At 45.3% G+C, this 12,333-nt stretch carries 11 protein-coding genes; 9 read left to right on the top strand and 2 right to left on the bottom strand.

Annotated features, from left to right (window positions below):
• Positions 1 to 99: 99 nt before the first annotated feature.
• The 5 genes from pepA to NL645_RS19560 all read left to right on the top strand — a co-directional run bounded on the left by pepA (position 100) and on the right by NL645_RS19560 (position 6,756).
• Entirely contained in the window at positions 100 to 1,608 is a 1,509-nt protein-coding gene (gene pepA, locus NL645_RS19580; protein ID WP_005397459.1) for a leucyl aminopeptidase, read from the top strand.
• Between the two features lie 115 nt (positions 1,609 to 1,723).
• Entirely contained in the window at positions 1,724 to 2,173 is a 450-nt protein-coding gene (locus NL645_RS19575; protein ID WP_046873623.1) for a DNA polymerase III subunit chi, read from the top strand.
• A 96-nt stretch (positions 2,174 to 2,269) separates the two neighbouring features.
• Positions 2,270 to 5,128, top strand: coding sequence for a valine--tRNA ligase (locus NL645_RS19570; RefSeq protein WP_046873613.1), 2,859 nt, complete (start codon positions 2,270 to 2,272; stop codon positions 5,126 to 5,128).
• 202 nt (positions 5,129 to 5,330) lie between these two features.
• On the top strand, positions 5,331 to 5,735 hold the full coding sequence (locus tag NL645_RS19565) for a DUF2061 domain-containing protein (RefSeq protein WP_005397464.1): 405 nt from the start codon (positions 5,331 to 5,333) through the stop codon (positions 5,733 to 5,735).
• A 115-nt stretch (positions 5,736 to 5,850) separates the two neighbouring features.
• Positions 5,851 to 6,756, top strand: a complete 906-nt coding sequence (locus tag NL645_RS19560; RefSeq protein WP_006742361.1) for a bifunctional helix-turn-helix transcriptional regulator/GNAT family N-acetyltransferase — start codon at positions 5,851 to 5,853, stop codon at positions 6,754 to 6,756.
• A 19-nt stretch (positions 6,757 to 6,775) separates the two neighbouring features.
• Here the strand turns inward: NL645_RS19560 and NL645_RS19555 are convergent, their stop codons facing one another.
• Positions 6,776 to 7,576, bottom strand: a complete 801-nt coding sequence (locus NL645_RS19555) for a hypothetical protein (protein ID WP_006742360.1) — start codon at positions 7,574 to 7,576, stop codon at positions 6,776 to 6,778.
• Positions 7,577 to 7,742: 166 nt separating this feature from the next.
• Positions 7,743 to 8,156, bottom strand: a complete 414-nt coding sequence (gene rraB, locus NL645_RS19550; protein WP_005381081.1) for a ribonuclease E inhibitor RraB — start codon at positions 8,154 to 8,156, stop codon at positions 7,743 to 7,745.
• A gap of 583 nt (positions 8,157 to 8,739) precedes the next feature.
• Between rraB and arcA the strand changes: the two genes are divergently transcribed.
• The 4 genes from arcA (at position 8,740) to pyrB (ending at position 12,333) form a co-directional block, all read left to right on the top strand.
• Complete coding sequence (gene arcA, locus NL645_RS19545) at positions 8,740 to 9,960, top strand: arginine deiminase (protein ID WP_006742359.1); 1,221 nt, start codon at positions 8,740 to 8,742, stop codon at positions 9,958 to 9,960.
• Between the two features lie 156 nt (positions 9,961 to 10,116).
• Complete coding sequence (locus tag NL645_RS19540; RefSeq protein ID WP_182037122.1) at positions 10,117 to 11,121, top strand: ornithine carbamoyltransferase; 1,005 nt, start codon at positions 10,117 to 10,119, stop codon at positions 11,119 to 11,121.
• 99 nt (positions 11,122 to 11,220) lie between these two features.
• Entirely contained in the window at positions 11,221 to 11,316 is a 96-nt protein-coding gene (locus NL645_RS19535) for a hypothetical protein (protein WP_031780631.1), read from the top strand.
• 87 nt (positions 11,317 to 11,403) lie between these two features.
• Positions 11,404 to 12,333, top strand: a complete 930-nt coding sequence (gene pyrB, locus NL645_RS19530) for an aspartate carbamoyltransferase (protein ID WP_005397473.1) — start codon at positions 11,404 to 11,406, stop codon at positions 12,331 to 12,333.

Genomic DNA, 12,333 nt, shown 5'->3' with positions numbered 1-12,333 from the left:
TTAATCAGCTCTGCATGTAAGCCTGGAGCTAAAATTCAACAAGTAAGCGATCATTATCTAACATTTAGAGCAATTTGTCTTCAGGATGTAGGAGTACGCATGGAGTTCAGTGTAAAAAGTGGCAGTCCAGAGAAACAACGTAGCGCATGTATCGTTGTTGGTGTGTTTGAACCACGTCGCCTTTCTCCAGTAGCCGAACAACTTGATAAAATCAGTGACGGTTACATCAGTTCACTACTTCGCCGTGGTGATCTAGAGGGTAAACCTGGTCAGATGCTGCTACTGCATCAAGTACCAGGTGTTTTGTCAGAGCGCGTTTTACTTGTCGGTTGCGGCAAAGAGCGTGAACTTGGCGAGCGCCAGTACAAGGAAATCATTCAAAAGACGATCAGCACACTTAACGAGACAGGCTCAATGGAAGCGGTATGTTTCCTAACTGAACTGCATGTTAAGGGTCGCGATACATACTGGAAAGTACGCCAGGCTGTAGAAGCGACTAAAGATGGTCTATACACATTTAATCAATTCAAGAGCGTTAAACCTGAGACTCGCCGCCCACTGCGCAAGCTTGTTTTCAACGTACCAACGCGTCGTGAATTAAACTTGGGTGAAAAAGCAATCACTCATGGTCTCGCTATCGCATCTGGTGTCAAAGCCTCAAAAGACCTTGGCAACATGCCGCCAAACGTAGCTAATCCAGCTTACCTTGCTTCTCAAGCTCGTCGTCTAGCGGACGATTACGAAACCGTAACCACCAAAATCATTGGTGAGCAAGAGATGGAAAAACTGGGTATGACCTCTTACCTAGCAGTAGGCCGTGGTTCTAAAAACGAATCTATGATGTCTATCATCGAGTACAAAGGTAACCCTGACTCAGATGCAAAACCGATTGTGCTAGTAGGTAAAGGTCTAACCTTCGATTCAGGCGGTATCTCTCTAAAACCGGGCGAAGGTATGGATGAGATGAAGTACGACATGTGTGGTGCGGCATCGGTATTCGGTACAATGAAAGCGCTAGCGAAGCTAAACCTACCAATTAACGTTATTGGTGTTCTAGCAGGCTGTGAAAACATGCCAGGCAGCAACGCTTACCGTCCAGGTGATATCCTAACGACAATGTCTGGTCAAACTGTAGAAGTTCTGAACACGGATGCGGAAGGTCGTCTTGTTCTTTGTGACGCACTGACTTACGTAGAGCGTTTCGAACCAGACTGCGTGGTTGACGTTGCAACCCTAACTGGTGCTTGTGTTATCGCACTAGGTCACCACATCAGTGGCGTTATCTCTAACCACAACCCTCTTTCTCATGAGCTAGTTAACGCTTCAGAGCAAGCAAGTGACCGTGCATGGCGTCTACCAATGGCAGATGAGTACCACGAGCAGTTGAAGAGCCCGTTTGCGGATATGGCAAACATTGGTGGCCGTCCTGCTGGTACTATCACTGCAGGTTGCTTCCTGTCTAAGTTTGCTAAAAAGTACAACTGGGCTCACGTCGATATCGCAGGTACTGCGTGGAAATCAGGCGCAGCGAAAGGCTCAACGGGCCGTCCTGTCTCAATGCTTGTCCAATTCCTTTTGAACCGCAGCGGCCAAGAGACAGAAGAGTAATTTCTGAACAAAATCTAAAAGGGCCGCAAGGCCCTTTTTTATTATCCTAATTTTCTAAAATGAAAATGGGATTTAAGATGGTCTTAGGAAGAGACCCAAGGCAAGTGAGAGAATGATGCAAACTGCAACCTTCTACATCATTAACGAAGAGAGCCCGCAAGCAACGGTGGCTGGCTTTGAAGAGTACATTGTGTTTTTGGCGCAGCACTTTGCCCGCCAAGGCGCTAAAGTGTATTTAAACTGCCAAGACAAACCACACGCCGAGCAGCTCGCTGAAGCCTTTTGGCAAGTTGATGCAGACAAGTTCATGGCACATAACCTCGTAGGCGAAGGACCGAAATACGCCACCAATATTGAGATCGGCCATAACGGTGTAAAGCCGTCTTGGAATCGTCAATTGGTAATTAATTTGGCGGAAAATGAGACAACCTTTGCGAACAAGTTTGCTCAAGTGGTAGACTTCGTGCCCTGCGAAGAAAAAGCTAAACAACTCGCAAGAGAAAGATATAAAATTTACCGTCAAGCAGGTTACCAGCTGCAAACGATCGAAATTCAATATCCTTAACGGTCAATCCTTATAGTTAAGGCGATCTTGTTAAGATCCCTCACTTATAAAGATTGACTAAGATTCAACCATCAACGTATCCATTAAAAGAGCGCTATGGAAAAGACATACAACCCAACTTCAATCGAACAAGCTCTGTATCAGACTTGGGAAGAGAAAGGCTACTTTAAGCCACACGGTGACACTACTAAAGAATCATACAGCATCATGATCCCGCCACCGAACGTCACTGGTAGCCTACACATGGGCCACGCGTTCCAAGATACGATCATGGATACGCTTATCCGTTGTGAACGTATGAAGGGTAAAAACACCCTTTGGCAAGTAGGTACTGACCACGCTGGTATCGCAACTCAGATGGTTGTTGAGCGTAAGATCGCTGCAGAAGAAGGCAAAACAAAACACGATTACGGTCGTGAAGCTTTCATCGACAAAATCTGGGAATGGAAAGGCGAATCTGGTGGCACTATCACTAAACAGCTTCGTCGTCTTGGCGCATCAGTAGACTGGGACCGTGAGCGCTTTACGATGGACGATGGTCTATCTAACGCCGTTCAAGAAGTGTTCGTACGTCTATACGAAGACGATCTAATCTACCGCGGTAAGCGTCTAGTTAACTGGGATCCAAAGCTACACACAGCGATTTCAGATCTAGAAGTAGAGAACAAAGACACTAAAGGTCACATGTGGCACTTCCGCTACCCACTAGCAGATGGTGCTAAAACAGCGGATGGCAAAGACTACATCGTTGTTGCAACGACTCGTCCAGAGACCATGCTAGGCGATACGGGTGTTGCAGTTAACCCAGAAGATCCACGTTACAAAGATCTTATCGGTAAAGAAATCATCCTTCCTATTGTTGATCGTCGCATCCCAATCGTGGGCGATGAGCACGCAGATATGGAAAAAGGTACTGGCTGTGTGAAAATCACACCTGCGCACGACTTCAACGACTACGAAGTTGGTAAGCGCCACCAGCTACCAATGATCAACATTCTGACTTTCGACGCGAACATCCGCGACGCAGCAGAAGTATTCAACACTAACGGCGAAGCAAGCGACGCTTACAGCACTGAGCTACCAGCTAAATACCACGGTATGGAGCGTTTTGCCGCGCGTAAAGCTATCGTTGCTGAATTCGACGAGCTAGGTCTACTTGAAGAAGTGAAAGATCACGATCTACAAGTTCCTTACGGCGACCGTGGTGGCGTGGTTATCGAACCAATGCTAACTGACCAATGGTACGTACGTACTGCGCCTCTAGCGAAAACAGCAGTTGAAGCAGTAGAAAACGGCGACATCCAATTCGTTCCTAAGCAATACGAAAACATGTACTTCTCTTGGATGCGTGACGTTCAAGACTGGTGTATCTCTCGTCAGCTATGGTGGGGTCACCGCATCCCAGCTTGGTACGACAACCAAGGTAATGTTTACGTAGGTCGCACTGAAGAAGAAGTTCGCAAGAACAACAACCTAGAGTCAGTAATTGAGCTGCACCAAGACGAAGACGTACTGGATACATGGTTCTCTTCTGCGCTATGGACGTTCGGTACTCAAGGTTGGCCAGAGCAAACTGACGATCTGAAAGTATTCCACCCTTCAGACGTTCTAGTAACTGGTTTCGACATCATCTTCTTCTGGGTTGCCCGCATGATCATGATGACCATGCACTTCGTGAAAGACGAAAATGGCAAACCACAAGTACCATTTAAGACAGTTTACGTTACCGGCCTAATTCGTGACGAAAACGGCGACAAGATGTCGAAGTCGAAAGGTAACGTACTTGACCCAATCGACATGATCGATGGTATCGACCTAGAGTCTCTAGTAGAGAAGCGTTGTGGCAACATGATGCAGCCTCAGCTAGCGAAGAAGATTGAGAAGAACACGCGTAAGACGTTTGAAAACGGTATCGAAGCATACGGTACAGACGCACTGCGTTTCACTCTTGCAGCAATGGCATCAACAGGTCGCGATATCAACTGGGATATGAAGCGTCTTGAAGGTTACCGTAACTTCTGTAACAAACTATGGAACGCAAGCCGTTACGTAATGATGAACACAGAAGAGCAAGATTGTGGTTTTGGTGAAGGTGAGATCGAGTACTCACTAGCAGACAAGTGGATCGAGTCTCAGTTTGAACTCGCAGCGAAAGCGTTCAACAACCATATCGACAACTTCCGTCTAGATATGGCTGCAAACACACTTTACGAATTCATCTGGAACCAATTCTGTGACTGGTACCTAGAGCTAACTAAACCCGTTCTATGGAAAGGTACTGAAGCGCAACAGCGTGGTACTCGCCGTACACTAATCACGGTACTTGAGAAGACGCTACGTCTGGCTCACCCAGTGATTCCTTACATCACAGAAACTATCTGGCAAAGCATCAAGCCACTAGTTGACGGTGTTGAGGGCGAGACAATCATGCTACAAACTCTGCCTCAGTTTGACGAAGCGAACTTCCACCAAGAAGCGCTAGACGACATCGAATGGGTGAAAGCGTTCATCACTAGCATCCGCAACCTACGTGCAGAGTACGACATCAACCCTGGCAAGCCTCTAGACGTTATGCTGAAAGCAGCGAATGAGAAAGACGCCTCTCGTCTAGAAGCAAGCAAACAAGTATTGATGTCTCTAGCGAAGCTAGAAGCAGTACGCGTGCTTGAAGCCGGCGAAGAGACCCCTGCGTGTGCAACGGCACTGGTTGGCAAGTCTGAGCTGATGATCCCAATGGCGGGTTTGATCGACAAAGATGCAGAGCTTGCTCGTCTAGATGGCGAAATCAAGAAGACGCACGGCGAAATCAAGCGTATCGAAGGCAAACTGGGCAACGAAGGCTTTGTAGCGAAAGCACCTGAAGCGGTTGTTGCTAAAGAGCGTGAGAAGCTTGAAGGCTACAAAGAGACACTAGCTAAGCTAGAAGAGCAGAAGACAACGATCGCTGCACTTTAAACCTCAGTGAAAGAGAAGAACTAACACTTCTCACTTTGAATCCAAAGGTTGGCCATCATGGTCAACCTTTTTTGTATATCTTTCACCAAAAACCATCATCAATAGCTTTCCCCTATCGCAACAATACTCATCATCCATTAGTATTAATGAGAATTATTATCGATAATAAACTCATCGAAACAAACACGATTGAGTAATTATCATGAAAAAGACACTAACTTTCGCAGCACTGCATTTTACTATCGCATTTAGTGTCGCTTACGTACTCACAGGCGACATTTTAATTGGTAGTTTAATTGCCATGATTGAGCCTTCAGTGAACACCGTAGCCTTCTACTTTCATGAAAAGGCATGGGCAAAAGTCCCAGCACTTAAAGCTCGTCAGTGGATGACCAAATTAAAAACCGCAAGCTTTGCGACCGTGCACTTCAGCGTCGCTTTTACCGTGGTTTACTTACTAACAGGTGATGCATTTGTCGGCGGCGTAATGGCGATGCTAGAGCCGAGTTTGAATACGGTGGCTTACTACTTCCACGAGAAAGTATGGATGCGTAAATCATCAGCAAAAACTCCAGCACCGCAGTTTTGTTTACATCACCACGCTTAAACATGGAGGCTCACTACGTCTCCTAACGAGCCAAATGACATTTATCATTGACAAAGTTGCGTACCGCAATTAATTTAATTGCGGTGCGCAACTTTATTTTTAGAGGTAAGTGATAATGAACGCTCGTCAACTCCGACACTACTCCCGTCAAGCCGTCCGATTGCTTGGTATGCTCGATAAACAATGCGGCGATGTCGCTCTTACCCCGGTACAAGCGCACGCATTAGGTGAAATCCAATTGCAGCCATTGACCATCAACCAACTGGCGCAGCAGCTTAGTGTCGACAAGTCCAATGCAAGCCGCACCATTACTGGTTTGATTAAATTAGGTTTGGTTGAGAGCATCGAAAACCCGAAAGATAAACGAAGCCAACTCGTAGTGCTCACAATTCAAGGACAGCAGGCGTTAGCGCAACTAGACCAACAGCAAAACAGCTTTTTTGAGCAGTTGCTTACACAACTTGATGACTGTGAGCAAGAACAACTCAAACTTGGTCTAGAGACTTACCTAAAAGGGCTAACAAAAGTGTGTCAGGCAGAGGAATACACCCTTCGACCTCTTACCAAAGCAGACAATCCGCAAGTGGCAGACGTAATTCGTAAAGTCTCCGCAGAATACGGCTTAACCGCAGACAGAGGTTATGGTGTGGCCGATCCAACGCTTGATGATATGTATTCGGTGTATAATCAAAACGGGGCCGCCTATTGGGTCATTGAACATCGCGGAGAGATCGTTGGTGGCGGTGGCTTTGCCCCTTTAGCTGGTGAGCCAAATGTGTGTGAGCTGCAAAAGATGTACTTCTTACCTCAAACACGAGGACACGGTTTAGCCAAACGCATCGTCGCATTGAGCTTACAACTGGCGAAACAGCTTGGGTATCAGCAGTGCTATTTAGAGACAACAGAATGTCTAAGAGAGGCGGTAGGCTTGTATGAAAAGCTAGGCTTTGAGCATCTCGATGCCCCGCTTGGGCAAACAGGGCATGATGCATGTGAAGTCGTAATGCTTAAGGTACTGTAATAAAAAATATTATCAGACGTTAAAGCACAACATGGGTAACGCAAAGCTCCTGGCTCAATGCAACAGTGAAGTTTTGGCGTTGTCCATCCAATTCAACAGACAACTGATAGAGATCATTTGGATCAGGGTCATTAAGATCAGCATACTTTGGCGCTTCAATCTGAAAGAGTGCGCTGGCGTGATCTGCACGAACGTCAATTGGGATATGGTAAGTCATGCCATTAAACTTTACCGCTGCTGACACTAGCCCCGGTGCAAATGTCTGGTAATACAAATCGACCTTAAATTCACACCCGCCACCATGGTGCCAAATCTGCTCGGTTGCCACGCGATCTAAACGCACGTTGCGAATAAACTGCAAGTACGGTTCTTGCCACACGCCCAGTCGCTCATCACTTTTCTTATATTGATGTTCAGAAAGCGGGCACAGTTCTGGCTTATCCTCATCGAATAAAAGATCTTCTTCTTCCTCTAGGAACAATATCTCAAAGCGATTACGCCCCATTTGCATGTATGGGCGAATGTCTTTCTTATACACACTTTGCGAGCCATCACAATCAAACACAGCCACGCCGTTCAAACGTACCTCCGCATGGTAATCAACACCACCCATTACCATTTCCACTGCAGGAAATGCCATCATCGCCTCGTCCACTTCAATGTCATGCATCAGGTGCCACTCTTGCTGACGAATTGCTTCTTCCGTCAATTCATCAGGCAGGACCAGACTTAAAGGGGCGGGAAAAGTGATGTCATCCTGTGGAATCGAGAGGTCCGTCAGTGGAGAGACTTGCCATAAACCGGCGAGTGAGAGTTGCATATACACCTTGCGCTAGATCAATTTTCACGCATTATAGGGAGAAATCCCCTATAAACTCAATGTGAATTATTTATTACCTCCACATACATCTGTTGTTGGATGCCATTTTCAAGGTATAAAAAAACCAGCGTTAAACGCTGGTTTTTCTAAAAGAGGTGAGCTTTGATTACTCGTCGTCTTCATCTTCTTCAGGGTAAAGCGCATCTTCGCCTTCGTAGTACGTACCCCAACCGTCATAGATGATGTCGTATTTTTCTGCCAAGTGAATCAGTTTTTCAACTTGCGCATCAATGGCTTCTGCGTCTAATGCTGATTCCATGGTTGCGTCACAGCAAAGCAACTTGTTGCCATCTTCATCTTCAGTTTCTTCCGCTTCAAGCACTTCAAAGCCCATCTTGAATGCTTCAACTACCGCTTTTTCTAGCGTGTCAAAATCTTCTGCAAACAGGTGGTGCTCGATTTCGTATAGCGAATCTGGATCGCTGCCATCTTCTAGCAATGCTGCAATGATATCGCGAGTCTCTTCCTTTTGAATCTCAATTAATTCTTCTACTGATAGATATTCATCTTCGTGAGACATGTTTTGGCTCCAGATTAGTTACTTGATAGAAACACTATACCCGATACTGAGTATGCTGATCCGGTGAAATATGGCATGGATTGCGATGAAAAGCCACAAACAAACATCATACCACCGCGATTCTTATCGGTTATTTGAATATAAATATTAAACCGACCATGCAAAGAAACAAAAAATTAACAAAAAATGGCATTTTTTAATATTCAGAACATCCTAACTGACAATTAATGCGGTTATTTTCTCTTTCTGTGCGTGTTTATGGCGCTTTCTTGAATACACTCACGTGTAAAACGAAGAAGCATAACGAATAAATTTACTTCAATAATGCATAATTGAGAATAAAAATGCACGTTTTATGCACTATGCATGTATTCTTTCTCAATGGGAAAATTAGAATAAAAACGCACGCTCTCCACATTTCACAAAATAGAATTTAAACCCAAACCAAAACTTCATTAGCAAAACAAACAAAATTAAAATCTAAAAAACAATAAAAAATCAGAATATAGGCAAAGCGTAGTGATTTGCATCTTTCTAGGAAGCTTGTCATAACTAACGGCTGGAAAATTTGTAAGGATACAAAATGAGCAAGCTGTACGTTGGATCAGAAGTTGGTCAACTTCGACGAGTTCTATTAAATCGCCCAGAGCGCGCCCTAACCCACTTAACTCCATCAAACTGTCATGAATTACTGTTTGATGATGTTCTTGCTGTAGAAGCGGCAGGTGAAGAGCACGATGCGTTCGCACGCACGCTACGCGATCAAGATGTAGAAGTGCTTCTCCTCCACGATTTACTGGTCGAAACCCTCGCCGTTCCAGAAGCAAAACAGTGGCTGCTAGATACTCAGATTTCTGACTTTCGTTACGGGCCAACCTTTGCGCGAGACCTACGCCAATATTTTTCAGAAATGGATGATGAACACCTTGCCAGCATATTTTTAGGTGGCTTAGCTTACTCAGAGCTGCCGATCACCTCATCTTCTATGCTGCCAAAAATGAAGCGTCCGCTGGATTTTGTTATTGAGCCACTACCTAACCACCTATTTACGCGTGATACCTCATGCTGGGTTTATGGTGGTGTATCGCTCAACCCAATGATGATGCCTGCACGTCAACGTGAAACAAACCACTTACGTGCGATTTATCGTTGGCACCCAATTTTTGCTGGCCAAGACTTTATCAAATACTTCGGTGATGATGATCTGCATTATGATAATGCGAATGTCGAAGGCGGTGATGTGTTGGTTATTGGTAAAGGTGCAGTTCTGATCGGTATGTCTGAGCGTACGACCGCGCAAGGCGTAGAGAACCTTGCTGCGAGCCTGTTTAAGGCAGGACAAGCAACCGAAGTGATTGCGATTGATCTGCCTAAACACCGTTCATGCATGCATTTAGACACCGTTATGACCCATATGGATGTGGACACGTTCTCTGTTTACCCAGAGATCATGCGCAAAGATCTCGACACATGGCGCTTAACACCAAAAGGCAATGGTGAAATGCATGTTGAAGCATCTCATAACTACCTACATGCGATTGAATCTGCTCTTGGCTTAGATCAGCTGAAAATCATCACCACGGGTGGTGACAGTTATGAAGCTGAGCGCGAACAATGGAATGACGCCAATAACGTTCTTACCGTAAAACCGGGCGTTGTGATTGGTTACGAACGCAATGTATACACCAACGAAAAATACGACAAAGCTGGTATCAAAGTACTGACAGTTCCAGGTAACGAGCTTGGCCGTGGCCGTGGTGGCGCCCGCTGCATGAGTTGTCCGATAGAACGAGACGATATATAACCAATTCGTCCTTTTACATTAAATGAATAAAAACTAAGGTTGATGTGAATGCATCAACCTTTTTTAGTTTTACATAAAAATAATTATTCACAAATAAAGCATTTATATGTTTTAATGCATTCTATTAATTCAATCACACGTACTAAGGGACGAGCTATGGCTTTCAATTTACGTAACCGCAACTTTTTGAAGCTATTGGATTTCTCAACCAAAGAAATCCAGTTCTTGCTCGAACTGTCTGCAGAGCTAAAAAAAGCAAAATATGCAGGAACAGAGCAGAAGACACTTCAAGGTAAAAACATTGCACTCATCTTTGAGAAATCTTCGACTCGTACCCGATGTGCGTTTGAAGTCGCAGCTTTTGATCAAGGCGCTCAAGTCTCTTACATAGGCCCTTCTGGTTCTCAGATTGGCCATAAAGAATCAATGAAAGACACCGCTCGCGTACTTGGCCGCATGTATGATGGCATCGAATACCGCGGCTTTGGCCAATCCATTGTTGAAGAGCTTGGCACTTATGCTGGTGTTCCAGTGTGGAATGGTTTGACTGATGAGTTCCACCCTACCCAAATCCTTGCTGACTTCCTGACCATGCAAGAGCATGGCCGTGGTAAACAGCTGCATGAAATGACCTTCGCTTACCTAGGCGATGCACGCAACAATATGGGCAACTCGCTCATGGTGGGTGCCGCTAAAATGGGCATGGATATTCGCCTTGTCGCGCCAAAAGCGTTCTGGCCTGAAGAAGATCTGGTGGCAACTTGCCAAACTATCGCGCAGCAAACTGGTGCAAAAATCACATTAACTGAAAGCGTGGAGGAAGGCGTGAAGGGTTGTGACTTCCTTTACACCGATGTTTGGGTATCTATGGGTGAATCCGCAGAGGCATGGGATGAACGAGTGGCTTTAATGACACCATATCAAATCAATATGGACGTGATTAAACAAACGGGTAATCCACATGTGAAATTCATGCACTGTCTTCCGGCTTTCCACAATGATGAGACCATCGTCGGCAAAGAAGTCGCTGAAAAATACGGCATGAAAGGCCTTGAAGTAACAGAAGAGGTATTTGAGTCAGAATACTCCATCGTATTCGACGAAGCTGAAAACCGTATGCACACTATCAAAGCCGTGATGGTAGCAACATTAGGAAGCTAAACTAGCAAGCAAAAACAGCCGCTAAAAACCATGATGTAATCGCTTGCGCTCACGAAAGTTAAGCGTATAATGCTCGGCAATTTGTCTGAGGATTAAGAAATGACCAAGCTAATTGCCGACATGAAAACGCGATTTGCTCTAGCTAAGCGACTACGCTTACGTGGTGTTATTTTCGTTAATTCTATTGAATTTTAAAACCTCCCCATTTGGGGAGGTTTTTTTATGTCCAAAATTCCTTTCGGCAATTTGGATGTAGTCATCAATGTTATAGGGAAGAAGATCATGGCGAACTCGCTTTACCAGAAGCACATCATCTCTATTCCAGAGCTTTCACGTGAAGAACTGGAACTTATCGTAGAAACAGCAGGCAGCCTTAAAAAAGCACCTCGACCAGAACTGATTAAAAACAAAGTCGTTGCCAGTTGTTTCTTTGAACCATCAACACGTACACGTTTATCGTTTGAAACGGCGATTCAACGCATTGGTGGTGACGTGATTGGCTTTGATAATGATGGTAATACCTCTCTGGCGAAAAAAGGCGAAACACTCGCAGATTCAGTACAGGTCATCTCTTCTTACGTCGATGCCTTTGTGATGCGCCATCCACAAGAAGGCGCCGCTCGCTTGGCCTCTGAATTCTCAAATGGCGTGCCAGTGATCAACGCTGGTGACGGTGCAAACCAACACCCAACTCAAACGCTACTCGACCTATACACCATCGCGGAAACACAAGGTCGTCTAGACAACTTGAACGTAGCGTTCGTCGGTGACCTAAAATATGGCCGCACGGTGCACTCACTGACTCAAGCATTAGCGAAGTTTAATAACATCCGCTTCTTCTTTGTTGCACCAGAAGCATTGGCAATGCCAGATTACATCTGCGAAGAGCTAGACGAAGCTGGCATTCAATATAGCCTACACACGGACATGGAGAGCGTGATTCCTGAACTGGATATTCTGTACATGACACGAGTACAGAAAGAACGTTTTGACGAATCGGAGTACGCGCACATTAAATCGGCGTATATTTTGACAGCTGCATTACTCGAAGGGGCGCGCGAAAATCTAAAAGTACTCCACCCACTACCACGTGTGGATGAAATCACAACCGATGTTGATAAAACGCCTCACGCTTACTTCTTCCAGCAAGCTCAAAATGGCGTATACGCTCGCCAAGCACTGTTGGCGCTTGTTCTAAACGAAACACTGTAA

It is taken from the genome of Vibrio sp. Y51_MX_L26 (genome assembly GCF_024181935.1).
GTDB classification, from domain to species: Bacteria; Pseudomonadota; Gammaproteobacteria; order Enterobacterales; family Vibrionaceae; genus Vibrio; species Vibrio diabolicus.
Note: the sequence above shows the minus strand (reverse complement) of the source record. Positions and strands in the feature narration are given on the sequence as shown.

Bases quoted from the DNA above. Each gene is read 5' to 3' on its own strand.
- NL645_RS19535 (WP_031780631.1), top strand. From the start codon at position 11,221: ATGACCAAGCTAATTGCCGACATGAAAACGCGATTTGCTCTAGCTAAG.
- rraB (WP_005381081.1), bottom strand. From the start codon at position 8,156: ATGTCTCACGAAGATGAATATCTATCAGTAGAAGAATTAATTGAGATT.
- NL645_RS19570 (WP_046873613.1), top strand. From the start codon at position 2,270: ATGGAAAAGACATACAACCCAACTTCAATCGAACAAGCTCTGTATCAG.
- arcA (WP_006742359.1), top strand. From the start codon at position 8,740: ATGAGCAAGCTGTACGTTGGATCAGAAGTTGGTCAACTTCGACGAGTT.
- NL645_RS19560 (WP_006742361.1), top strand. From the start codon at position 5,851: ATGAACGCTCGTCAACTCCGACACTACTCCCGTCAAGCCGTCCGATTG.
- NL645_RS19540 (WP_182037122.1), top strand. From the start codon at position 10,117: ATGGCTTTCAATTTACGTAACCGCAACTTTTTGAAGCTATTGGATTTC.
- pepA (WP_005397459.1), top strand. From the start codon at position 100: ATGGAGTTCAGTGTAAAAAGTGGCAGTCCAGAGAAACAACGTAGCGCA.
- NL645_RS19555 (WP_006742360.1), bottom strand. From the start codon at position 7,576: ATGCAACTCTCACTCGCCGGTTTATGGCAAGTCTCTCCACTGACGGAC.
- NL645_RS19565 (WP_005397464.1), top strand. From the start codon at position 5,331: ATGAAAAAGACACTAACTTTCGCAGCACTGCATTTTACTATCGCATTT.
- NL645_RS19575 (WP_046873623.1), top strand. From the start codon at position 1,724: ATGCAAACTGCAACCTTCTACATCATTAACGAAGAGAGCCCGCAAGCA.
- pyrB (WP_005397473.1), top strand. From the start codon at position 11,404: ATGGCGAACTCGCTTTACCAGAAGCACATCATCTCTATTCCAGAGCTT.